The organism is Saccharothrix xinjiangensis, from assembly GCF_039527585.1.
In the GTDB taxonomy this organism is placed as follows: Bacteria; Actinomycetota; Actinomycetes; order Mycobacteriales; family Pseudonocardiaceae; genus Actinosynnema; species Actinosynnema xinjiangensis.
Genome location: NZ_BAAAKE010000006.1, coordinates 42,292 through 66,292, shown reverse-complemented (window position 1 = coordinate 66,292; position 24,001 = coordinate 42,292). Strand labels below are relative to the sequence as shown.

The window sequence follows — 24,001 nt, the reverse complement described above, 5'->3', positions numbered from 1 at the left end:
CGCGGACCGGCCCGGCAGCGCCGCTCACCCGTTGCTGATCGACCGCTCATCGACCTCATCGACGCTGGTGGCAAGGCACCGCACCAACCCGAAAGGCCGACCATGCAGATCCCCGGATTCCACTACCGACGGGTGACCGTCGCCGACGGCGTCGCGCTCAACGTCGCCACCGCGGGCGAAGGCGACCCGGTCGTGCTGCTGCACGGCTTCCCCCAAACCCACCTGATGTGGCGGCACGTGGCCACCGACCTCGCCGCCGACCACACCGTCATCTGCCCCGACCTGCGCGGCTACGGCGACAGCGACAAACCCGCCGACACCGACGGCCGCACCTACGACAAGCGCACCATGGCCGCCGACGTCGTCGCCCTCGCCCGCCTGCTCGGCCACGACCGCTTCGCCCTCGCCGGCCACGACCGGGGCGCCCTGGTCGCCTTCCGCGCCGGCCTCGACCACCCCGACGCCGTCAGCCACCTCGCCCTGCTCGACACGCTGCCCACCCTCGACACCTGGGACGTGCTGCACGGCGCGACCGCCGCGGTCGCCTTCCACCTCTACCTCATGGCGCAGCCGCCCGGCCTGCCCGAGCAGCTCATCGCCGCCGCGCCCGACGCCTTCTTCGGCCACTTCCTCGACGGCTGGACCCGCTCACCCGACGCCATCCCGGCAGACGTGCGCGCCGCCTACCTGGCCGCGTCCCGCGACGCCGTCACCTCGATCGTCGCCGACTACCGCGCCACCGCCACCACCGACGTCGAGCACGACGCCGCCGACCGGCGCGCCGGCAACCGGCTCCGCATGCCCGTCACCGTCCTCCAGCAGGACTGGGGCGCCGCCCTCGGCTACGACGCCACCGCGCGGTGGCGGGCCTGGGCCGACGACCTGGAGCACACCACCGTCTCCTGCGGCCACTTCATGGCCGAGGAAGCACCCGCCGACACCGTCAAGGCCCTGCGGGACCTGATGGGCCGCTGAACCGCCGCTGTCACACCCGGGCCGCGCGCCGGCAGCGCGCTGCCGGCGCCCTGGCAGCGCACCCCGCCACCGTGCCCGGCATGGACACCCGAGTTCTCATCGCCGGAGCCGGACCGACCGGCCTCGCCCTCGCCTGCGACCTGGCCCGACGCGGGGTCGAGCACCTCGTCGTCGACCGCGACCCCGGCACGTTCGCCGGTTCCCGCGGCAAGGGCCTCCAGCCCCGCACCCTGGAGGTCTTCGCCGACCTCGGGGTGGTCGACCGGGTCCTCGAACACGGCGGCCCGTACCCGCCCATGCGCGCCTGGCGCGGCCGCGAGGTCGTGTGGGAGCGGTCGATGCACGAGGTCGCCGCCCCTCGGCACGGCGTGCCGTACCCGAACCCGCTGATGCTGCCGCAGTGGCGGACCTGCCGGATCCTGCGCGAACGGCTGGCCGAGCTGGGCGGCCGGGTGGAGGCGGGCGTGGAGCTGACCGGGTTCGAGCAGGACGGCTCCGGGGTCACCGCGCGCCTGGGCGACCGGCGGGTGCGCGCCGAGTACCTGGTCGGCGCGGACGGCGGCCGGAGCGCGGTGCGCCGGGGGCTGGGCGTCGGCTTCGTCGGCGAGACCGACGAGGACCACCGGCAGCTGATCGCCGACGTGCGGATCTCCGGCCTGGACCGGGACCACTGGCACTTCTGGGCCGACGGGGACTCGGACCGGCCGGTGCTCGGCGCGTGCCCCCTGGCAGGCACCGACAGCTTCCAGGTCGTCACCACGCGCCTGGAGCACGCCTCGGTCGAGGGCTTCCAGGCCCTGCTCACCGAGGCGTCCGGGCGCGACGACCTCGTGGTGAGCGACCTGAGCTGGTCCAGCTCGTGGCGGCCCAACGTGCGCATGGTCGACCGCTACCGGGTGGGCCGGGTGTTCCTCGCGGGCGACGCCGCCCACGTGCACGCGCCGACCGGCGGCCAAGGCCTGAACACCGGGGTGCAGGACGCCTACAACCTCGGCTGGAAACTGGCCCTCGGCGCGGAGGAGCTGCTGGACAGCTACGAGGCCGAGCGGATGCCGGTCGCCGCCGAGGTGCTGGGCATCAGCAGCGCCCTGTTCGGCCGGGTCCTCGCGGGCGGCGAGGACGCGATGGACCGCAGCGACCCGGCGCTGCGGCAGCTGGGGGTGAACTACCGCGGCAGCGCGCTGTCGGTCGAGCTGCGGGCGGAACCCGGGTCCGTGCGGGCGGGCGACCGGGCGCCGGACGGGTGGTGCGGCGCCCGGCGGGTGCACGCCGTGCTGGCCGGACCGGGGTTCACCGTGCTGACCTTCGGGCGGGCCCGCTACGACGGCGCGTACGCGGTCACCGACGCACCGGCCTTCGACGTGCGGGGCGACGCGGTCGCGGTGGTCCGCCCCGACGGCCACATCGGGTTGTTCGCCGACGACGCCGAGGAGGTCGGCGCCTACCTGGACCGGTGGTCGCGGGGCATCCGGGTCACGGCACCCCGGTGATGGCGGCCCTCAGGCCGGGGTTGTCGGTGCCCCGCGCCCGCCCGGCCCGCTCCAGCAGGGCGACCGCCGCCGCGCGGTCGCCCCTGGCCGCGCACCACGCGGCCTGGTCCTCCAGCACGAACGCCAGCGCCGGGCCGTCGTGGCTGCGGAGGGCGAGGGCGACCGCGATCTCGTGGTGCTCCCCCGCCAGGTCCACCTCGCCGACCGCGGTCAGCGTCTTGGCGTAGTTGCTGTGCGCCATAGCCCGGAACTGGGTGGTGGCCGCCGAGGGGTCGAGCGCCAGGGCGCCCCGGTGCTGTTCGAGGGCGGTCGCGGTGTCGCCGCTGAGCCTCGCCAGCTCGGCCAGGCCGTTGCGCACGCGGGCCAGGGCGAGCGGGTCGTCCTCGCGCGTGGCGGCCCGCTCCGCCCGTTCCAGGTCGAGCCGGGCGCGGTCGAGGTCGCCCGTGCGGGCCCGCAGCCCCGCCGACTGCACCAAGACCATCACCGGGACGGCGGGCGCGAGGCTCATGGCCTCCGACAACGAGCGCAACGCCTCGGCGGTGGCGCCGCGCCCGGACTGGAGGGCCGACAGGAACATCAGCGGGTAGGCCAGGCCGATGTGGTCGCCGACGTCCCGGAAGCCCCGGGCCGCGGCGGCGTAGTGCTCCTCGGCGCGGGCCGCGCCGCCGTCGCCGATCTCCGCGGCGGCGTAGCCCTTCAGCAGCTCGCCCGCCGCGCGCCGCCACGGGTCGGCCGAGGCGGTGAGCCGGTCGGCGATCGCGGTCAGGCGGGCGCGGTGGGCGTGGTCGCCGAGCGCGGCCACGACCAGGGCGGCCGGCTCGTCGCGGGCCGCGAGGCGGTCCAGCAGCTCCGGGGTCGGGTCGAGCAGGCCGCGGGCCAGGTCGGAGTCGGTGCCCGCGGCCCAGCTCCGGGCCTCCGCGAGCTGGGTGCGCACCAGCCAGTGCCACAGCCGGGCCGCGAACAGCCGCGGCGACATGGCCAGGTCCAGGTTCGCCCGCTCGGCGGTCAGGCGGTCCGCCCACTCCCGCTGCCCGGGGCCGCGCAGCCGCGGTTCGGCCCGTTCGGCCAGCTCGGTGTAGTGGGCCGCGTGCCGGGCGCGGACCTCCGCGAGGTCGACCGGCTTGGCCGCCGCGTACTCCCGGACCGTTTCCAGCAGCCGGTAGCGCTCGTCGACCTCGACCACGAGCGACTTGTCCACCAGGGACGCCAGCTGGTCGAGCGAGCCGCCGGCGACCCGCTCGACGGCGTCCGCGGTCGCACCGCCGGCGAAGACGGAGAGCCTGGTCAGCAGCGTGCGCTCGGCCTCGTCGAGCAGGTCCCAGCTCCAGTCGAGCACCGCGCGCAGCGTGCGGTGCCGGGCGGGACCGGCGCGCACGCCCCGGTCGAGCAGGCCGAGCCGGTCGCCGAGGCGGCGCGCGAGCTGCGCCGGGGTGAGCGAGCGCAGGCGGGCGGCGGCCAGCTCGATCGCCAGCGGGATGCCGTCGAGCGCCCGGCAGACCCGCGCGGTGGACTCGTCGGGCGCGAACCCCGGCCGGACGGCCCGCGCCCGGTCGGCGAACAGGGCGACCGCCTGCGCCTCGGGCAGCGGGCCGAGCGGGCGCAGCACCTCGCCGGTGACGCCGAGCGGTTCCCGGCTCGTGGCGAGCACGCGCAGTCGGGGGCAGCGGGCGAGCAGGTCGGCGGCGAACTCCGCGACGCCGTCGACCAGGTGCTCGCAGTTGTCCAGCAGCAGCAGGCCCTCGCGGTCGGCCAGGGCGTCGGCGGGTTCGTCGGTGGTGCCGAGCGCCACGCGGACCGCGAGCCCGATGGCGTCCGCCGCGACCACCGGTGAGAGGTCGACCAACCACACCCCGTCCGGCGCGGTCGCGAGGACGCGTTCGGCGACCTCGACGGCCAGGCGCGTCTTGCCCGCGCCACCGGCGCCGGTGAGCGTGACCAGCCTGGCGCCCGCGAGCGCCCGGACCACCTCGTCGAGCTCGCGGTCGCGACCGACGAAGCTGGTCAGCCGGGCGGGCAGCGGCGACCGCCGAACCGGCGCGCGCAGGGCCTGCCGGTGGGCTTCGCGCAACTCGGGGCCCGGGTCCGCGCCCAGCTCCTCGGCCAGCACCGCGCGGGCGCGCTCGTGGGCCGCGAGGGCTTCGGCCTGGCGGCCACGCGCGCACAGGGCGCGCACCAGGCGGGCGTGCAGCCCCTCGCGCAGCGGCGTCGCGGCGACCAGCTCCTCGATCTCGGCGATCAGGTCCGGCGCGCCGCCGGTCGCGAGGTCCAGGTCGATGCGGGCTTCGAGGGCGCTGAGCCTCAGCTCGGCCAGGCGGGCGACCGGCGCCCGCGCGAAGTCGGCGTCGACGACGCCCGCCGGCAGCGCGCCGCGCCACAGGGCCAGCGCCTCGTGCGGTCGCCCCTCGGTGACGGCGCGGGCGAAGACCTCGGCGTCGATGTCCTCGCGCGGCACGTCCAGCCGGTAGCCGGTGGGGTGGGAGCCGATCGCGTCCCGGCCGAGGACCCGGCGCAGCCTGGCGACCAGGGACTGGAGGGCCGCGGCGGGGTCGGCGGGCGCGGCATCCGGCCACAGGTCGGCGATCAGCCGGTCGGCGGTGACCACCCGGCCCGCGTCGACGACCAGCCGGACCAGCAGCGCGCGCAGCATGGCTCCGCCGAGGTGGACGGGCGTGCCGTCCGGGTCGGTGACCTCCAGGCGGCCGAGCACCCTGATCCGCACGCCGCCATTCTCGCAGGGGCGGGGTTCGGAGCCGACCCGGCGGCGGGAAGGCGCACGCGGCGGGCGGGCGCGGGGAAGCCCACCTGTGGACGGACGGGCGGCGGCGGGCGACGACGGAACCGCGATCGGACCAGGCCGTCACCGACGCGACGCCGCTGCTCCAAGTCGCGGACGGCGACGGCCTCCCCCGTGCGCCCGCTGCCCTCGGCGGCCTCCCGGCGCCGCACCTGCCGCCGCGGGTGAGCGAGGTGCTGCCCGGCATCGGCGTCGCGGTCGGGCAACGCCTGGTCGATTCGGCGCCTCCACAGCGGTGGTGGCTGTGCCGGTGTGCGGTTCACGGGGTGATGATCTCCAGGACCACCTGGCCGTAGAGGCCGGACAGGGTGCCCAGGCCCAGGTTGCACAGCAGGCTCGCGCTGCTGGGCGGGGTGCACGTGAGGTTGAGGCCCGCCGCGGCGGCCGTGCCGGGACCGGGCACCCGCCGACCTGGTAGCGGTCGTAGGTGTCGGCCTCCGGGTAGCGGATCTGCGCGCCGCTCGGCACCGGTGACGGGTGGGACTGGAGCACGAACCGGGAGTCGTCGCGGACGTACCCGGAGGAGGTCGACGCGAACCGGCCGCTGCGCGAGTTCGGCTTCGACTCGCTCGGCGCGGTCGGCCTGCGCAACCGGCTCGCCCGCGCCACCGGGCGCAACCTGCCCGCGGGGCTGGTCTACGACCACGACCCTGGTCAAGGAGTCGCACTTCCACGTCGTGGAACCCCGACGAGCGCACGCTACCTGGCCGTCGCCGTGAAGCTCCGCCGCTGGGGCGAGGTCCCGGGCAAGGGCGCGGGCGCGGTCAGCGCCTTCACCGACTGAGCTCGGCGTCGCCCGCCCGCCCCCGGCGGTAGTCGGGGGCGAGCAGGCCGAACAGCAGGTCGTCGACCCACTCCCCGCGCAACCACGTGTTCTCCCTCCGCAGCCCTTCGCGCCGGAAGCCGACGCGGTCCAGCAGGCGCGCGGACGCGGTATTGCGGGGGTCGCACTCCGCCGAGACGCGGTGCAGTCCCCGGTCCAGGAGCAGGTGCCGCACCACGCGCTCGACGGCCTCGGTGGCGTAGCCGCGCCCCTGGAACGGTGTCGCGAGGCTGAAGCCGATGTCGGCCTGCCCGCGGTTCTCGTGCAGGTTGACGCCGATGTCGCCGATCAGCTCGCCGTCGAGCGCGATGGCGTACGGGAACCACCCGACCCGATCCGGGTCGGCCGCCGCGTGCCGCGCCACGGCGGCGGCGGCCTGCTCCAACGACAGCGGTGTGTCCCACGCCTGGTAGCGGGCCACCTCGGGGTCGGAGCGGTAGGCGGCGAACGCCTCCGCGTCACCCGGGCGGAACCGCCGCAGGACGAGCCTCTCGCTGACCAGCATCACCGACGGCTTTCTGTGTGGGACCACCTGTGCGCGGGGACTCAGCCCTTGCGCAGCACGTAGCACTGGAAGAGGGCGTGCCCGGACGGGGTGGCGCCCGAACGCTGGACCGGCGTCAGCCCCGTCATCTCGCACCACTGGCTGCTGATGAGGATCGGGGTGTGGCCGAGCAGCACGACGTGGCCGCCCTCCCGGCACCTGCTCGCGGCGGCTGCGAGCAGGTCGTGGGCTTGGCCGGTGCCGACGACGAACGCGTTGAGGTGCCGGCAGACCACCAGGTCGGCGCTGCCCTCCGGGATCGCGGGCCGGATGCCGTCGCCGCAGTGCACCTCGTCGAGCCTGTCCCGCGCGCGGCCCACCATGTCGGGACTGAGGTCCTGGCCGATGGTGAGGGTCCCCGGGAACCGGCGGCCGACGGCCTGGAGGAACGCGCCGGTCGAGCACGCGGCGTCGTAGGCGACCCCGCCCCGGAACCCCAGCTCCGCGAGCCGGTCCGGCACGTAGTCGCGCAGGACCTCCTCGGCGCGGTCCAGCTCGCGGGCCGACTCGTCGGTCACCTCCCAGCCTCCCTCCTCGGTCTCGCGGACGCGGTCGCCGAGTTGCGCGTACGGGTAGTACAGGTCCGTCATGGGGTCGGCGACGGCCGCGGCGAACAGCTCGGCCTTCTCCGCGTCGCCCAGCGGGCGGTGGAACACGGCCACGTGGTCCTCGGCCACCTGATCGCGCTCCACCACCCCCAGCAGCATGCGCGCCTCGACGAGGGTGCACTTGAGCCGCTCGGCGGGCCGACCGTCCCGGTCGGGCCCGGGGTAGGCGGCCTCGGTCTTGCGGCCGACCAGGCGCACGCCCGCCGCGTCCAGGAAGAACAGGTCGTACGGCTTGCCCTCGGCGTAGGTCTCCACGACCCGGTCCGGCGACTGCCGGGCCATCTGCGACAGCGCGGTCACCGCTCTCCCCCCAGCGCCCGGCGGATCGCGGCCGCCGTGCCGGACACGTGATCCTCGTCGAACAGCCGCTCGTGCGTGCCGGGCACGGGCTCGACGACCAGGCCGGGCAGCAGGGTGCGGTCCCAGCCGCGTGCGCGCACGGCGTCGCGGTCGTCGTCGGTGGCGGTCACGAGCAGGCACACGCGGTCCCGGTAGGCCGGGGGCACGTACTCGGCGGCGAGGGCGCCGTTGTGCAGCAGCTCCTCCGCGATGTCCACACCCTCCGGGGAGTCCGGGTCCACGCCCAGGTCGACCAGCCGCTGCCGGACGCCCTCGCGGGGGTCCCCGGTGCGCACGACGGCGTTGAGGTTGTGGCTGTCGATGAGCAGCAGGTCCGACACGGAATCGCCGTGCGCGGTCATCTGCCGGGCCATCTCCAGCGCCACCACGCCGCCGAAGGACCAGCCGCCGAGGCGGTACGGCCCCTCGGACTCGGTGGTGCGCACCCACTCGACGTAGCGGGTGGCCATCTCGGCGAGGGTGGCGAACCGGTTGTCCGACTGCCCGAAGCGCGGGTCGGACAGGACGTGCAGGCGCACGTCGGGCAGCAGCGGCGCCAGCCCGTGGTAGGGCAGGGCCAGGCCTTCACCGGGGTGCACGAGGACCAGCACGCCGCCGGTCGCCTCCGGGTTGAGGGTGTTGACGTAAGCCGACCCAGAACCCGCGACCGGGCCGAGCAGCTGCTCGGCGAGCCCGGCGACGGTGGGCGCCTTGAGGATGTGCGGCACGTCGCAGTGCACCCCTTCCGGCAGGTTGTCCCGCAGTGCCCGGAGCAGCCGCACCACCAGCAGGGAGTGGCCGCCGAGCTCGAAGAAGTCGTCGTGCGCGCCGACGCCGGTGATGCCCAGCACCTCCTCCCAGCAGCGCGCGACCAGCTTCTCCAGCTCGGTGCCCGGTGGGCGGGACGTGGTGGTCGCCGCAGGTCGGGGCCCGGAGCCGGCCAGGTCGAGCAGCAGGCCCTGGTCCACCTTGCCGTTGCCGGTCACCGGCAGCACATCGAGCACCACGAGCCCGCCGACCATCCAGTCCGGCAGCCGTTCGCGCAGCCAGCGCCGCAAGTCGTCGGCGTCGAGCAGGGTGCCGGTCCGCGGCGCCGCGAACGTGGTCAGCCGGCCGTCGCGGGCGACGGTGACCGCCTGCCGCACCGCGGGGTGCCGCTCGGCGGTGCGGTCCACCTCGACGGGCTCCACCCGGTGCCCCCGCACCTTCACCTGCCGATCGCGCCGGCCGAGGAACTCCAGGCCGCCGTCGGTGCGCCACCGGGCCAGGTCGCCGGTGAGGTAGAGGCGCTCCGCGCCGAAGGGGTTCGCGGGGAACCGCCGCGCGGTCAGCTCCTGGTCGTCCAGGTACCCGGCCCCGACCGCGATCCCGGCGACGGCCAGTTCGCCGACGCAGCCGACGGGCAGCTCACGCAGGTGCTCGTCCACGACGTGCACGGTGGTGTTGTCGATCGGCCGGCCGATCGGCACGCGTTCCCGCAGGCCGTCTTCCGGCACGCAGGTGTGGTGGGTGACGCTGATCGACGCCTCGGCCGGACCGTACGCCTGGTGCAGCCGGGCGGCCAGGCCGGACCCGGTGAAGGCGCGGACGATCGCCGGTGTGACGGCCTCTCCGCCGGAGAGCACGTGCTCCAGACCCGCGCAGCCGGCGGCCTTGGGGCTGTCCAGGAACGCGGCGAGCAGGCTGGGCAGGAAGTGCGCCACGGTCACCCGTTCCGCGACGATCAGCTCCGCCAACGCGTCCGGGTCGAGCACGACGTCCTGCGGCGCGGTCACGACCGCACCCCCGTGCGCCAGTGGGAAGAACACCTCCCAGAGCGCGATGTCGAACGCGGTGCCCGCCGTGGCGAGCACGCGCGGCGGCTCGGGCGTGGGGAACGCCCGGCCGGACCACAGCACCCGGTTCACCATCCCGACCTGGGGCGCGAGCACGCCCTTGGGCCCGCCGGTCGAGCCCGAGGTGTAGACGACGCAGGCGTCGCGGGTCGGGTCGGCCGAGCCGGGCGGGCTGGTGGACGGGGCTGTCGGCGAGGTCACCGCCCCGTCGGGGTGGACGACCGGCCACGCCTCGAACCCGTCCTGGTCCGCCGCCGTCACCACGGCGGCCACGCCGGCGTCGGCAGCCACCGCCCGCCGCCGCGCCCCGGGGTGGTCGGGGTCGAGCAGCACCGGCACCGCGCCGCTCCGGTAGGCGGCCAGGATCGCGGTCACGTAGGCCGCTGAGCGTGGCAGGCAGATGCCCACCAGGTGCCCGACACCCACGCCGGCCTCGACCAACCGCCCGGCCAGCGCGCTCGCGCGGGTGTCCAGCTCGGCGTAGTCGATCATGACATCGCCCTCCACCACGGCCGGCGCGCCCGGCGTGACCTCCCGGTGGCGCAGGAACAGGTCGAGCAGGGACGGCGGGGTGTCGTCGTCGCGAGCCGTGTCGTTCCAGCGATCGAGCAGCTCGCGGTCCGCGGCCGGGAGCAGTTCCAGTTCGCGCAGGCGCGCAGCCGGTCGGCGGCACAGCTGTTCGATGAGCAGCCCGAAGGTTTCGATGAACCGGTCCACCTGGTCCCGGGTGAAGTGCGTGGTGTCGTAGTTGAAGTGGAACGCCAGCTTCCGCAGCGGCAGCACGATGAGGCCGATGGGGTACTCGGTCTTCTCCTGCGCGTGCAGATCGATGATCCGGATGCTCAGGTCGTCGCCGGGCAGGTTGTCCTCGGGGTAGTTCTCGAAGGCCACCAGGTTGTCGAAGACCCGGCCACCGGACAGCCGCTCGCCGGAGGCCCACGACTTGATCTGGGCCAGCGGCACGTGGCCGTGCGCCGCCGTGGTGGCCAAGTCGCGGTGGATGTTCTCCAGCAGCTCGGTCACCGTCCGGTCCGGGTCGAGCCGGATGCGCAGCGGGATCGTGTTGATGAAGATGCCCACCATGTGCTCCGAGCCCTCGAGCTCCGGCGGGCGGCCCGCGATGGTCAGGCCGTGCACCACGTCCCGCGCGCCGGACTGGAGCGCGAGCAACATGCTCCACGCGGCCTGGCTGATCGCGTTGGTCGTGACGCCGTACCCGCGGGCCGCCTCGTTCACCAGCCGCGTCAACTGCTCGGAGAACTCGTGGACGACGGTGTCGAACCCGCCCTCCTGGTCCGCGGGGGCGGTCGAGAACGGACTGGGCGTCAGGTCCCGCAGGTACTCCCGCCAGAACCGCTCGGACTCCTCGCTGCGCGCGGTCCTCGCGCGGATCCAGCGCACGTAGTCCCGGTAGGGCCGGACCGGCTCCAGCCGCAGCTCGCGACCGTGCACCAGCTCCTCGTAGCCCCGGAACACGTCACCCCAGATCAAGGACAGGCACCAGCCGTCGAGCAGGATGTGGTGGTGGCTCCACAGCAGGTAGTGCCTGCCGCCGCCGAGCCGCACGAGGGTCAGTCGGTACAGCGGGCAGTCGGCCAGCGAGAGCCCGGCGGCCCGGTCGTCGGCCAGCAGCCGCTCCAGCAGTTCCGCGTGGCGGTCGGCGCTCTCGCCGGACCAGTCGTGCACCGCCCACGGCGGCGCGATGTCGTCCCGCACGTACTGGAGCGGCTCGGTCCGGTCGTGCCAGTCGAAGCCGGTGCGCAGGATCTCGTAGCGGTCGGCGACCCGCCGCCATGCCTCGCGCAGCACGTCCTCGTCGGTCCCGCCCACCAGCTCCAGCACGTTCTGGTTGAAGTAGGCGTCCGAGTCGGGCCAGAACAGGCCCCGGAAGAGCATGCCCTCCTGCATCGGGGCCAAGGGGTAGACGTCCACGACGCCGGGGCGCGCGCGCACCTCCTCCAGGTGAGCGGGGTCGACGCCGGCCAGCAGCGCCTCGTCGTCGTCGCCGCGTGGTTCGGCGACGACCGGGCGGCCGGCCGCCTCGTCGGCCGCGGCGGCCATGCCCCGGACGGTGCGGCGGGTGAAGATGTGCTGCACGTCGAGCCTGATGCCCTGGCGCTGTGCCCGCGCGGCCAGCCGCATACTCGACACCGAGTCGCCGCCGGTGCGGAAGAAGTCGTCGTCCAGACCCGGTTCGGCGCCGTCCACCAGTTCCGCCCACAGCGCGGCGATCGCACGCTCGGTGGGGGTTTCGGGCGCGGCGGACGACCGGGAGGCCACCGCGACCTCGGGCAGCGCCGCGCGATCCACCTTGCCGGAGGAGGTCAGCGGCAGGGCGTCCAGCCACACCAGCTGCGACGGCACCTGGTAGGCGGGCAGGGTGGCGGACAGGCGCGCCAGCACGTGCGCGTCCGCCTCCTCGGCGCCGCCGGCCGCCTCGGGTCGGCCGGCGACGAAGCCCACCAGCCGCTTGGCCCCGGCCTCGCCCCGCAGCACCACGGCCGCTTGCCGGACCAGGTCCGACTCCAGCAGCGCGGCCTCTGTCTCGCCCAGCTCGACGCGGTAGCCGCGCAGCTTGACCTGCCCGTCGCGCCGCCCCAGGTACTCGACCGCGCCGTCCGGCCCGAACCTCGCCCGGTCGCCGGTGCGGTACAGGCGTTCGCCGGGGCCGCCGAACGGGTCGGGCACGAACTTCTCGGCGGTGAGCGCGGGCCGCCCGAGGTAGCCCAGCGCCACGGCCTGCCCACCGATGCACAGCTCGCCCTCCGCGCCCACCGGCAGCGGTGACAGGCGGTCGTCGAGCACGTAGACCCGGGTGTTGTCGATCGGTGTGCCGATGGGCACGAAGGGCCGCTCGTCCTCGCCGTCCACCGGCCAGTGCGTGACGTCGATGGTGGCCTCGGTGGGCCCGTAGAGGTTGTGCAGCGCGCAGCGAGGCAGGCGCCGGGTGAAGTCCACGGCCACCGGCTTGGGCAGCGCCTCGCCGCTGGAGATCGCCACCCGCAGCGCACGGGCCTGCTCGACCCCCTCCACGTCCAGGAACGCGGGCAGCAGCGAGGGCACGAAGTGCAGCACCGTCACCGACTCGGCGCGGACGAGCCGGACCAGCGCGGCGGCGTCGCGACGGGTCTCGTGCGGGACGACCACCAGGCGGGCGCCGCTGATCAGCGGCAGCAGCTGCTCCCACACGGACACGTCGAAGCCGAAGGACGTCTTGTGCAGGACTACGTCGTCGGGGCCGACCTCGTACTGGTCGCGCATCCACAGCAGGCGGTTGACCAGGCTGCGGTGGTCGACCGCCACGCCTTTGGGGCGGCCGGTGGAGCCGGAGGTGTAGATGACGTAGGCCGCGAGGGCGGACCCCGGGAACGCGATCGGCTCCGCGGTGGCCACGTCCGGGGACGGCCGGTCGACCGGCACGACCGGTCCGTCGTAGGCGCCGACCGCGCTCTCGCGCGTGGCCGTGTCGGTGATCAGCGCCGCCGCTCCGGCATCGACCAGCAGGAACTCCAGTCGCTGCGCGGGCAGTTCCGGGTCGAGCGGCAAGTACGCGGCACCCGCGTGCAGCACGCCGAGGACGGCGACGACCCGATGGTCCGACGGGGGCAGCGCGATGGCCACGACGTCACCGGGCCGCACGCCCGCACCGGCCAACCGCAGCGCCAGGTCGGCTGCCGCGGCGTCCAGCTCCGCGTAGGTCAGGGTCGTGTCCCCGAAGGTCACGGCCACGCGCGCGCCGTGGTCGGCGGCCTGCCGCCGCACGAGCTCGTGCACTCCCACGTCGGCGGGGAAGTCGCGGGCAGTGTCGTTCCACGCGGCCAGCTGCGCGGTGGTCTCGTCGGCATCGTCGGCGAACAGGTCGCGCACGCGGAAGGTCACGGGTTCCTTCTCCCCTCGGGATCGCCGCTCCCGGCGATCCGCTCCAGCAGGTGGGCCAGGCGGCGGACGAGTTCGCCCGCCTCGGCGGAGGTCAAGGCGTACTCCTGGTGGGTCAACTCGAAGGTGAGCCGTTCATCGGGCAGCACGGTCAGCGAGACGGCGAACTCGGTGCTCTCCACCGCGCGGACCACCCGCAGCGCCCCATCGGCGCCCAGTGCCTGGCCCGTGCGGTCACCGGGGTAGTTCTCGAACACCACGATGCTGTCGAACAGCGCGTCCGAGGCCCCGACCCAGCTGCGGACGCGGCCCAGCGGGTGGGCGGCGTGCTCGTAGGTCTCCACCAGGTCCTGCTGGATCTGCCGGAACAGCTCGGGCAGCTCGCCGTCGGCGTCCACGCGCACCCGCAGGGGCACCGTGTTCAGGCAGAGGCCGACCATCCGCTCGGAGTCGGGCAGCTCGTCCGGTCGCAGGGACATGACCACGCCGAACACCACGTCGTCGCTCGCGCAGCGCAGCCCGAGCACCAGCGACCACGCGGCCAGCACCACGGAGTGCAGCGTGGCGCGGCTGCGCTCGGCGAGTCGGCTCAGCGCCCGCGTCGCCGCTTCCGGGAGGTCGGCGGTGGCCATCGACGCGGAGCCCGCGTGGTGCGCGGAGCGGGGGCGACCCAGGCGGGTCGGGGCGGCGCCGGCCAGCCGCCGCCGCCAGAACTCCGCGCCCGCCTCGTCGTCACGGGTGGACAGCCACGACAGGTAGGCGCCGTAACCGGGTCGGCGCGGCGGCGCCCAGGCGGGCCCGGCGGTGTAGGCCGCGGCCACGTCGGCGAGCACCAGCGGCAGGCTCCAGCCGTCGAGGAGGATGTGGTGGTGGCTCCACAGCAGCCACCGGCCCGCCTCCCCGCCGTCGATCCAGTGCCAGCGCTGCTGGCCCGGCGAGGACAGGTCGAACGGCTCGCCGCGGTCCGCGTCCAGGACCTCGCCCGGACCCGTCCCGGCCACCGCGTGCCGGCGCCAGTCCACCGGCGGGCCCGCGCCGACGACCTGCACCGGTTCCTCCAGCCCGGCGTGGACGAACGCGGCCCGGAACACGTCCGTGTGGTCCACCACCCGCTGCCAGGCCGCGCGCAACCGGTCCTCGTCCACGTCGCCGTCCGCGGCGAACAGGATCTGCGTGTGGTAAGCGGCCGCCCCAGGGCGGGCGAGGTGCCAGGCCAGCATGCCCTGCTGCGCCGGGGACAGCGGCAGCACGTCGCGTACGCCGGCGGCGGCGGTGAGCATCTCGCGCAGCCGGTCACCCGGCACGTCCACCGCCGGGAAGTCGGCGGGCACGGCGGCGACGCCGAACGGCCCCTCCAGCAGGGGTGCCAGGTCCGACAGGGCGGCGCGCAGCCCCTCGGCGAGGGAGTCCACCGCGGACCGGGAGAACCGCTCGCGGTCGTACAACCACTCCACCCACAGGCCGCGCTCGTCGACGCCGGCGATCACCTCGATGCCGCGCACGCCGACCTGCTCGGCGGCGTACGCGCCGATCGACTGCCGCTCGGCGCGGGCGAACAGGGCCGAGCCGCGGCCGCCCGAGGTGACGCCGAGGTAGTTGACCACCAGGTCCGGCTCGGCCTCGGGGTCGGTGTGCAGCAGGCCGTAGCCCACGCCGCCGTCCGGGATCGCGCCCAGGGCTTCGCGGACGGCGTGCAGGGCGGCGGCCGGCTCGTCGGCGGGCACGTCCACACGCACGGGGTGGACGGCGGTGAACCAGCCGACGGTGCCGGTCAGGTCGGGCCAGCCGGGCGGCCCCGAGCGGCCGTGAGCCTCGCGCAGCAGGACCACCCGGGGGTTCCCGGTCCACCGGGCGACGACGCGGACCAGGCCGGCCAGCAGCAGCTCCTCCGGCCGCAGCCGGTGCCGGGAGGCCGCCGCCGACAGCGCCCGCGCGGCCGGCTCGCCCAGCGCCGACTCCACCGACCCGACCCCCGCGCCGTCACCGGCCGTCGAGGGCAGCCGGGGCAGGTCCGCGAGCTGGTCGCGCCAGTGGGCGCGCTGCCTCGGGGTGTCCAGCGCGGCGGTGAGCGCGGGCAGGGCGCGGGCGAAGTCCGCGAACGGCGTGACCGGCGGCGGCAGGACCACCTCCTCGCCCCGCGACACCTGCCGGTAGGCGGTGTCCAGGTCGGACAGCACGGTCTCCCACGAGGCCGTGTCGACCGCCACGTGGTGGGCGATCAGCAGCACGACCTGCGCGCCGCCCGGCCGTTCGCCGAGGAGCGCGACCAGCAGGGGACCGTGGTCGACGTCCACCGCGCCGTGCGCGGGCGCGGCCAACTCCCCCACCGAGTCGTCGTCGAGCGGCGCGTCGGCCACCAGCACCGCCACCAGGGCGTCCGCGGGCGGGGCGAGGGTGGCGTGGTCCTGCCTGCGCCCGTCCGCCCACACCGGGCGCAACCGGAACGCGTCGTGGTGGGCGGCCACCGCCCGCAGCGCGGCCCGCAACGCCGCCGGCTCGACCCGTTCGGCGGGTTCGGTCAGCACGGCCTGGTTGAAGTGGCCGGGCCGGGGGCCGGCGGCGGACAGGAACCGCCGCTGCGCGGGCGTGAGCCACACCCGGTCGTCCGAGGTCGCGGGCTGCGGCGCGGCGGGCGCCTCGACCGGGCTCGCGGAGGCCGCCAGGTCGGCCAGCGACGCCGCGCGCAGCACCCGGCCCAGCTCCACGCGCAGGCCCGCCGCGCGTGCCCTGGCCACCACCCGGATCGCGCTCACCGAATCGCCGCCGAGGTCGAAGAAGTTGTCCGCCGGCCCGATCTCCCGGTCGCCCGGGACGGGGAGCACCTGCGCCCAGATGGCGGCCAGGTCGCGTTCCGCGTCGGTGCCGGGCCGGGCGGGCGACGAGGCCGGGAGGGGCGCGGGGACCTCGTCTGGTTCGGGCAGGGCGCCGACGTCCAGCTTGCCGGTGGGGCCGACCGGCAGTGCCCCCAGCACCACCAGGTGCGCCGGCACCATCGCGCGGGGCAGCCGCTCCCGCAGCGCCCGGCGCACCTCGGCGCGCAGCCGGTCCGGGTCGGCCCCGGGATCGGTCGGCACGAGGTAGCCCACCAGGCCGACCACGCCCTCCGCGTCCTCGCGGGGCAGCACGGCGCAGGCGGCCACGGCGGGGTCCGCCGTCAGCGCGATCTCCACCTCGTGCGGTTCGACGCGCACGCCGAGGACCTTCACCTGCCGGTCGGCCCGGCCCACGAACTCCAGGCCGCCGTCCGGGTGGTGGCGGGCCAGGTCGCCGGTGCGGTAGGCGCGGGCGCCCGGCATGTCCGAGAACGGGTCGGGCAGGAACCGCTCCGCCGTCGCACCGGGCCGGCCGAGGTAGCCGCGGGCCACCACCTCGCCGCCGAGGAGCAGCTCGCCCACCACGCCCACCGGCACGGGCCGGCCGTGGGGGTCGAGCAGGTAGACCCGCGCGTCGGGCAGCGGCCCGCCCAGCGACACCCGGTCCGGCACGGGGTCGTCCGGGCTGCGCCAGTGCGTGACGATGATCGACGCCTCGGTCGGGCCGTAGGTGTGGTGCAGGGCCGCCGACGTCCGGGCGGCGAACCGGGCGGGCAGGCCGGGCGAGAGCCGCTCGCCGCCGCACACCACGTGCCGCAGCGAGTCCGCGGGCCCCTCCTCCAGGTAGTGCTCCAGCAACGTCGGCACCAGGTGCAGCACCACCACGCGCTCCGCGGCCACCAGTTCCGCGATCGCGGTGACGTCCCCGTGCCGCTCCTGGTCCAGCACCACGAGCCGGCCGCCGCTGGTCAACGGGTGGAACAGCTCCCACAGCGAGATGTCGAAGCCGACGGCCGCGACCTGCGCCAGGGCCTCGCCCGGCCCCAGCGGGTACGTGCGCCGCGACCACATCAACTGGTTGGCCAGGCCGTGGTGCGTGCACTGCACGCCCTTGGGCTCCCCGGTCGAGCCGGAGGTGTAGGCCACGTACGCGAGGCGGTCGGGCGCCGGCGGGCGGACCGGGGCGGGTGCGCCCGGCCCGAGGTCGGCGACGGTCAGCAGGGGTGTTCCGCCGAAGAGCGGGTCGGTCCGGTCCGCGACCACGGCGTGCGGGCGGCAGTCGGCGAGGATCCGGCGGTGCCGTTCGGCCGGTTGCGCGGGGTCCAGCGGCACGTACGCGCCACCGGCCTTCCAGATGCCCAGCACGACGGCGGGCAGCTCCGGGCACCGACCCAGCCGCGTGGCCACCAGGCCCTCGGCGGGCAGCCCCCGGTCGCGCAGCCACGCGGCCACCCCGTCGGACAGCGCGTCGAGCTCCCGGTAGGTCAGCCGCCCGGTGGACGCGGTCACCGCCGTCGCGTCCGGGGTGCGGGCCACCCGGTCGGCCACCAGGGCGAGCACGTCGGCGGGCCGGTCCGGCCGGTGCTGCGCGTTCAGGTCGACCAGCAGCCGCCGCCGCTCGTCCGCGTCGAGCAGGTCGATCGACGACAGCGGGGCGTCCGGCCGCTCGGCGACCTCGGTGAGCAGGTGGGCCAGGGCCGCAGCGAGGTGCCCGACGCCCGCCGGGCCGAACAGGTCCGCCGCCGCGCGCAGCTCGACGGCCGGCCCGTCCTCGCCCGGGCGCGCGGTGACCTCCAGGTCGAACGCGCCCAGCGCCGGCGTCTGCGGCACGGTCCGCGCGGTCACGTCGCCGAACGCGGTGGTCTCGGGCGCGGCGGCCTCGTCGAGGTCGAAGACGACGTGGCTCAGACCGCGCCGGCTCAGACCGAGGTGCCGCACGATCTGCTGGGTGGGCGTCGAGCGGTGCTCGAACACGGCGAGGACGGCGGCGCGCGTGCGGGCGACCTGCTCGGCGAACGAGCCGGCCAGGTCCACCTGGACGCGCACGGGCAGCACGTTGACCAGCGGCCCGAGCACCCCGGCCACGTCGGCGTCGTCCCGGTCGGCCACGGGTGTGCCGATCACGAGGTCGGACTGGCGGCAGCAGCGGGCGAGCCACGCGTGCACCCCGGCGAGCAGCGTCATGAACGGTGTCGCCCGCTCCCGCCGGGCCAGCTCGGCCAGCGCGGCGGCGGCCGCGGGCGGCAGCGGCACGCGGGCGCTGTGGCGGCCGGGATCGCGGGGCTCGGCGGGCCGCCGGTCGGCGGGCAGATCCATCCGCTCCGGCGCGCCGCGCAGCGCCTCGGCCCAGAACGCCAGCTCCTCCTCGTCCGGGGGCTCGGCCCGGTCGGCGGCGGCCAGCGCCAGGAAGCTCGGCGCGGGCGGCAGGTCGACCGCCCGGTTCGCGGTGCGGGCCGCGTACAGCTCGGCCAGTTCGCGCACGAGCACGCCCGCGGACCAGCCGTCCCCGGCGATGTGGTGCAGCACGACCACGAGCGCGGCGTCGTCCGGGCCGAGCCGCAGCAGGGTCCAGCGGACCGGCGGCGCGGCCCGCAGGTCGAACGACTCGGCGACGAGTTCGCGCACCCGCTCGTCCAGGTCCGCGGCGGGCGCGTCGAGCACCCCGAGCGGGACCGGCGCGTTCCCGGTCGACCGCCACTCCGGGCCCTCCGGTCCGTCGACGAGCACGCTGCGCAGCAGGTCGTGCCGGGCGGCCAGGGACGCCGTCGCCCCGGCCAGGTCACGCTCGGACAGCGGACCGGACAGCCGCAGCACGATCGGCAGGTGGAACGTCCCTCTGCCGCTGGTCGCCGCGTGCGCCCAGATGCCCAGCTGCGCCCAGGACAGGGGGGCCGAGTCCGGCGCGGGGTCCGGGACCGCCCCGATCGGAACCGCCGCGGCGGCCGCGGCAGCCGCGGTGGCCGCCCACGGCGCGAGCGCCTCGATGGTGGGGTGCTCGAACAGGTCCGGCACCCGCAGGCGGGGGTAGCCCCGCGCGCGCATCCGGCGCACCAGGTCCATCGCCAGCAGCGAGTGCCCGCCCAGCTCGAAGAAGCTGTCGCGCACGCCCACCCGGGCCACCCCGAGCACGTCGGCCCACACCGCGCTCGCCACCCGCTCGCGGTCGTCCCTCGGCGCGACGAAGTCGACGGGCTCGTCCGGCGCGGCCGTGAGCGCGTTCCGGTCCACCTTCCCCGTGGACGTGTGCGGCAGCGCCCGGCTCACCACGACCGCCGAGGGCACCATGAACGCCGGCAGCCGACCGGCCAGGTGCGCCCGCACCGCCTGCCCGTCCACCCCGGGCGGCGCGGCCACGTGGCCCTCCAGGCGTCCGCCGCGCAGCACCGCGGCCGCCTCGGCGACGCCCGGCACGGCGGCGAGCGCGCTCTCCACCTCGTCCAGCTCGATCCGGTAGCCGCGCACCTTCACCTGCCGATCGGCCCGGCCGACGAAGTGCAGCGCGCCGTCGCGGCGGACGGCCAGGTCCCCGGTGCGGTACATGCGCTGCCCGCCCCCGGCGACCGGGTCCGGCAGGAACCGCTCGCCGGTCAGGCCCGGCCGGTGGGCGTAGCCCCGGGCGAGGCCCGAGCCGGCCAGGTACAGCTCGGCCACCACCCCGTCCGGGACCGGCGCGAGGTAGCGGTCCAGCAGGTAGGCCCGCGTGTTCGCGGTGGGACCGCCGATCGGGACGCCGCCGCCGGGCACGAGGTCGACGGCGGTGGCGCCGATCGTGACCTCCGTGGGTCCGTAGGCGTTGACCAGGCGGACCGCGTGCGGCAGGCGGTGCCAGCGGTCCACCGCCGCCCGGTCGACCTGCTGCCCGCCGATCACCACCAGCCGCACCGACGACGGCCACGCCGGTCCGTCCTCGTCCAGGGCGGCGACGAGCCGTTCCCAGTAGCCGGTGGGCAGGTTCGCCACCGTCACGCCCCGCTCCGCGCACAGCGCGACCAGGGCCTGCGCCGAGGTGGCCGACTCCTCGTCGCGCAGCACGACGGCCGCGCCGGCGGCCAGGGTCGGGAACACCTCCTCCACCAGCACGTCGAAGGTGACCGCGCAGAACTGCAAGGCGCGGTCACGCGCGGTCAGCCCGTACTCCCCCACCGCCCAGCGCACGTGGTCGGCCAGCGCGCGGTGCTCGATCACCACGCCTTTCGGCTCGCCCGTCGACCCGGAGGTGAAGATCACGTACGCGGCGTCGCCCGGCGACGGCTCCGGCAGCGGCCCGGGGTGCGCTTCGCCCGCCGGCCCGGGGGACACGACGACGGCGTCGGCGAACCGGTCGGCGTCGGCGGCGACCACCAGGCGCGCCCCGCTGATGTCGAGCTGCCTGGCGATGCGGTCATCCGGGTCGTCCGGCGACAGCGGCAGGAACGCGCGACCCGCGGCGAGGACGCCGAGCAGCGTCGCCACCAGGGCGGTGGAGCGCGGCAGGCACACGCCGACCACGTCGCCCGGCCTGCCGCCCGCGGCCCTGATCCGGGCCGCCACGGCGTCCGCGTGCCGCACCAGCTCGGCGTAGCCGGTCACCACCGCCCCGTCCACCACGGCCGGCGCGTCCGGGTGGCGGGCGGCGGCGGCCCGGACCAGCCCCACCACCAGGGGCGCGGGCGGCTCCACCGGACCCGCCAGGACCGGTTCGACCGGCGCGCCGGTCAACCGGGTGTCGCCGACCCGCACATCGGGGTCGGCCAGGACGTCGTCGACCAGCGCGGTGAACCCGTCCGCGACGAGCGTGGCCGAGGGGACGTCCAGCACGTCGTGGTTGAACTCCAGCTCCAGGTCGATCCCGTCCGGCACCGCCCGCGCGATCAGCGTGAGGTCGAACGCGGTGGTGTGGGACGGTGGGCGCATCGGCTCCGCGACCACGCCGGGCAGCTCCACCGGCACGCCGAGGGAGTCCTCCCACACGAGCATGTGCCGCATGAGCGAGTGGTGCCCGGCGCCGCGCCGCCGGCCCAGCGCGCCGGCCAGCCGCTCGATCGGCGCCGACTGGTGCTCCGCGGCCTCCCGCACCTCCTCGCGGGTCCGGTCGAGCACGTCCGAGAAGCGGGGGTTGCCGCGCAGGTCCGCACGCAGCGGCACGGTGTTGACCAGCATGGTGACCACGTCGTAGGCGCCGGGCTCGTCCCGGCCGTCCACAGGGACCGCGACGACCACGTCGTCGGCATCCGAGAACCGGTGCAGCAGCACCTGGAACGCGGCCAGCAGCACCATGAACGGCGTGACGCCGCGCGCCGCGCACAGCGCGCTCAGCGCCGCGGTCCGGTCGGGCGGCAGCAGCCGCAGCACCCGGCCCGCCCGGTGCCCGTGGTCGACGCGGTGGCGCGACCCGACCGCGAGGTCGCCGTCCAGCTCCGCGCCGTCGAGCCGCCGGAGCCAGTGGGCCAGGTCGTCTTCGGCACCGGTGCGCGGCACCGCCACGGGGCTCGCGGGTGGGTCGAGCCGGGGCTCGCGACCGTCGAGGGCGGAGGCGTACAGCTCGCGCAGGTCCTCCGCGAGCAGCCGCATCGACCACCTGTCGCACACGAGGTGGTGCAGCACCAGCAGGAACACGTGCTCCTCGTCCGCCAACCGCACCAGGCGCGCCCGCAGCAGCGGGGGCCGGCGCAGGTCGAACGGCTCGGACGCCGCCTCCTCGCCCGCTGCCTCGACCCGCGCCTCCCGCTCCGCGGGGTCGAGCGCGCGCAGGTCCTCCACCACGAGCGGCACCCGCGCCGCCTCCTGCACCGCCAGCCGCGCCGGGCCGTCGTCGTCGGCCAACGCGGCGCGGAGCACGGTGTGCCGGCGCACCAGGCCGTCCAGTGCCGCCCCCAGCACCGCCACGTCCACCGGTCCGCGCCACCGGGTCGGCACCGGCACGGTGAACAGGCCGGGGCCGCCGAGGAACTCCTCCTCGAACAGGATGCGCGCCTGGGCGTGGGTCAGCGGCAGCTCGGCGACCGCCTCGTCCGGCGGGGCCCCCACCGGCTCCGGGGCCGTCGCCGCCAGCTCCTCGACGCGCCGGGCCAGCGCCGCCACGGTGCGGGCGCTGAGCACGTCGGCCGGGGACAGCCGCACCCGGTGCCGCCGCCACGCCGCCGCCGCGGTCCGGGTGGCGAGCAGGGAGTGGCCGCCCAGGGCGAGGAAGTCGTCCGAGACGCCCACCGCGTCGAGCCCGAGGTCCCGCGCCCACAGCGCGGCCAGCTCGCGCTCCAGCGGGGTCGCCGGGTCGCCGTCCGGGTCGCCGGCGGGAACCCGGGCCGCCGGCAGCGCGGCGTAGTCGATCTTGCCGTTGGCCGTCAGCGGGAAGCGGTCCAAGCGCACCCAGCGGGTGGGGATGACGGCCTGCGGCAGGCGGTCCGCGAGGTGCGCGCGCAGCTCGGCGGGCTCGGCGGCGCCCTGGAGGTAGGCCACCACGTGCGCACCGTCGGCCAGCCGCACGGCCGCACGGCCGACGCGGGGGTGCTGGTGCAGCAGGGATTCGATCTCGGCCGGGTCCACCCGGTGGCCCCGCACCTTGAACTCGTCGTCCACCCGGCCCAGGAACTCGATCCGGCCGTCCGGCAGCCGCCGGGCCCGGTCCCCGGTGCGGTAGACGCGGCCACCGCCGCGCGGGTCCAGCCCGAGCCAGTCCGGCACGAAGCGGGCGGCCGTCTCGCCGGGCCTGCCGAGGTAGCCGCGGGCCAGCGGGACGCCGCCCACCACGAGTTCCCCGGCCACGCCCACCGGCGCGCGTCGCCCCTCGGCGTCCACGACGGCCACGGCGGCGTTGTGCATCGGCCCGCCCAGCGGGATGCCGCCCGCCGGGTCGTCCACGCGGCACTCGTCGTGCACCACGGTGATGGTGGTCTCGGTCGGCCCGTAGGCGTGCACCATCCGCGCGTCCGACAGCGCGAGCAGCCGGTCCCGTTGCGACGGCGGCACGGCCTCGCCGCCGCACACCACCAGCCGCAGGTCCACCCGGCCGCCGTCGGCCATCCAGTCCAGCAGCTCCTCCAGCACCGACGGCACGAAGTGCGCTGCGGTCACCCGGTGGGCGGTCATCAGCTCGGGCAAGTGGGGCACCACTCCGTGCACCCGGTGCTCGGCGATCACGAGGCGGGCACCGCCGAGGAAGGCGGCGAGCAGTTCCCACACCGCGATGTCGAAGGCCGGTGAGGCGGTCGCCATCAGCACGTCGTCCGGGCCCAGTGGGTACTCGTGCTGCCACCACAGCATCCGGTTCGCCAGGGAGCCGTGGGTGACCAGCACGCCCTTGGGCCGCCCGGTGGAACCCGAGGTGTAGACCAGGTAGGCGGCCCGCTCGGGCTCGGGCTCGGGCCACGGGACGTCCCCCGCGACCTCGTCGCCCTCGGCGTGGACGGGCAGCACGGGCACCTCGACGTCCGGCGCGGCGTCGGCCACGACCGCCGCCGGGCCCGCGTCGGCGAGCACCGCGGCCCGCCGGCCCGCCGGCCACCGCGGGTCCACCGGTAGGTACACCCCGCCCGCGCGGAAGACCGCGAGGCACGCCACGAGCTGGTCCAAGCCGTCCTCGGCCAGCACGGCCACCGGCCGCTCCGCCCCGAGCCCGACCACGCGCAGCCGCCGGGCCAGCGCCGCGGTCCGGGTGTCCAACTCGGCGAACGACAGCGAACCCGCCCCTCGCACGGCGGCGACCCGCGCACCACCCCCGGCCAGCACCGCGGCGATCGACCGCCACAGCCGGCCGGGCCCGTGGTCGACCCGGGCACCGCGTTCCCACTCGCTGCTGTCCGTCATAGTGCTCTCAGGCTATGAACATCGTTTATCAATTCCTTATCCCCGTGTGTGAATCTGAAAACAGATCGATAAGCGCGCCGTCTATAAACGCCACCGGAGAGCGATTCCACGGCTGGAGGTTC

The 24,001-nt window shown here is 76.1% G+C and carries 9 protein-coding genes; 3 read left to right on the top strand and 6 right to left on the bottom strand.

Annotation, left to right across the window (positions count from 1 at the left end; genetic code table 11):
* The first annotated feature begins 102 nt into the window (after nt 1-102).
* Nucleotides 103-975: an alpha/beta fold hydrolase gene (locus ABD223_RS15750; RefSeq protein ID WP_344036969.1), complete on the top strand. Its 873-nt coding sequence runs from the start codon at nt 103-105 to the stop codon at nt 973-975.
* 80 nt (nt 976-1,055) lie between these two features.
* Nucleotides 1,056-2,465, top strand: coding sequence for an FAD-dependent monooxygenase (locus tag ABD223_RS15745; RefSeq protein ID WP_344036968.1), 1,410 nt, complete (start codon nt 1,056-1,058; stop codon nt 2,463-2,465).
* Here the strand turns inward: ABD223_RS15745 and ABD223_RS15740 are convergent.
* Complete coding sequence (locus ABD223_RS15740) at nt 2,449-5,184, bottom strand: ATP-binding protein (protein ID WP_344036966.1); 2,736 nt, start codon at nt 5,182-5,184, stop codon at nt 2,449-2,451. The genes ABD223_RS15745 and ABD223_RS15740 overlap by 17 nt on opposite strands.
* Nucleotides 5,185-5,518: 334 nt before the next feature.
* Nucleotides 5,519-5,662: a hypothetical protein gene (locus ABD223_RS15735; RefSeq protein ID WP_344036965.1), complete on the bottom strand. Its 144-nt coding sequence runs from the start codon at nt 5,660-5,662 to the stop codon at nt 5,519-5,521.
* A 45-nt stretch (nt 5,663-5,707) separates the two neighbouring features.
* Between ABD223_RS15735 and ABD223_RS43525 the strand changes: the two genes are divergently transcribed.
* Nucleotides 5,708-6,043: an acyl carrier protein gene (locus ABD223_RS43525; protein ID WP_380647714.1), complete on the top strand. Its 336-nt coding sequence runs from the start codon at nt 5,708-5,710 to the stop codon at nt 6,041-6,043.
* On the opposite strand, the gene ABD223_RS15730 is transcribed toward ABD223_RS43525, so the two are convergent.
* Genes ABD223_RS15730 through ABD223_RS15715 form a run of 4 tightly spaced genes read right to left on the bottom strand, consistent with a single transcriptional unit; the run spans nt 6,033 to nt 23,879 of the window.
* Nucleotides 6,033-6,587 carry a GNAT family N-acetyltransferase gene (locus tag ABD223_RS15730; RefSeq protein ID WP_344037268.1) on the bottom strand — a complete coding sequence of 185 codons (555 nt, stop codon included), beginning with the start codon at nt 6,585-6,587 and terminating at the stop codon, nt 6,033-6,035. The two genes, ABD223_RS43525 and ABD223_RS15730, sit on opposite strands and share 11 nt — an antisense overlap.
* 41 nt (nt 6,588-6,628) lie before the next feature.
* Entirely contained in the window at nt 6,629-7,534 is a 906-nt protein-coding gene (locus ABD223_RS15725) for a class I SAM-dependent methyltransferase (RefSeq protein ID WP_344036964.1), read from the bottom strand.
* The gene (locus tag ABD223_RS15720) at nt 7,531-13,287 is read right to left on the bottom strand and encodes an amino acid adenylation domain-containing protein (protein ID WP_344036963.1); all 5,757 of its coding nucleotides are present in this window, start codon (nt 13,285-13,287) and stop codon (nt 7,531-7,533) included. The genes ABD223_RS15725 and ABD223_RS15720 overlap by 4 nt, the downstream gene beginning before the upstream one ends.
* Nucleotides 13,284-23,879 (bottom strand): amino acid adenylation domain-containing protein, encoded by a 10,596-nt coding sequence (locus ABD223_RS15715; RefSeq protein ID WP_344036962.1) that lies wholly within the window; start codon nt 23,877-23,879, stop codon nt 13,284-13,286. The genes ABD223_RS15720 and ABD223_RS15715 overlap by 4 nt, the downstream gene beginning before the upstream one ends.
* Nucleotides 23,880-24,001 lie beyond the last annotated feature (122 nt).

Coding starts and splice junctions, on each gene's coding strand:
- ABD223_RS15715 (WP_344036962.1), bottom strand. CDS start 23,879: ATGACGGACAGCAGCGAGTGGGAACGCGGTGCCCGGGTCGACCACGGG.
- ABD223_RS15750 (WP_344036969.1), top strand. CDS start 103: ATGCAGATCCCCGGATTCCACTACCGACGGGTGACCGTCGCCGACGGC.
- ABD223_RS15745 (WP_344036968.1), top strand. CDS start 1,056: ATGGACACCCGAGTTCTCATCGCCGGAGCCGGACCGACCGGCCTCGCC.
- ABD223_RS15730 (WP_344037268.1), bottom strand. CDS start 6,587: ATGCTGGTCAGCGAGAGGCTCGTCCTGCGGCGGTTCCGCCCGGGTGAC.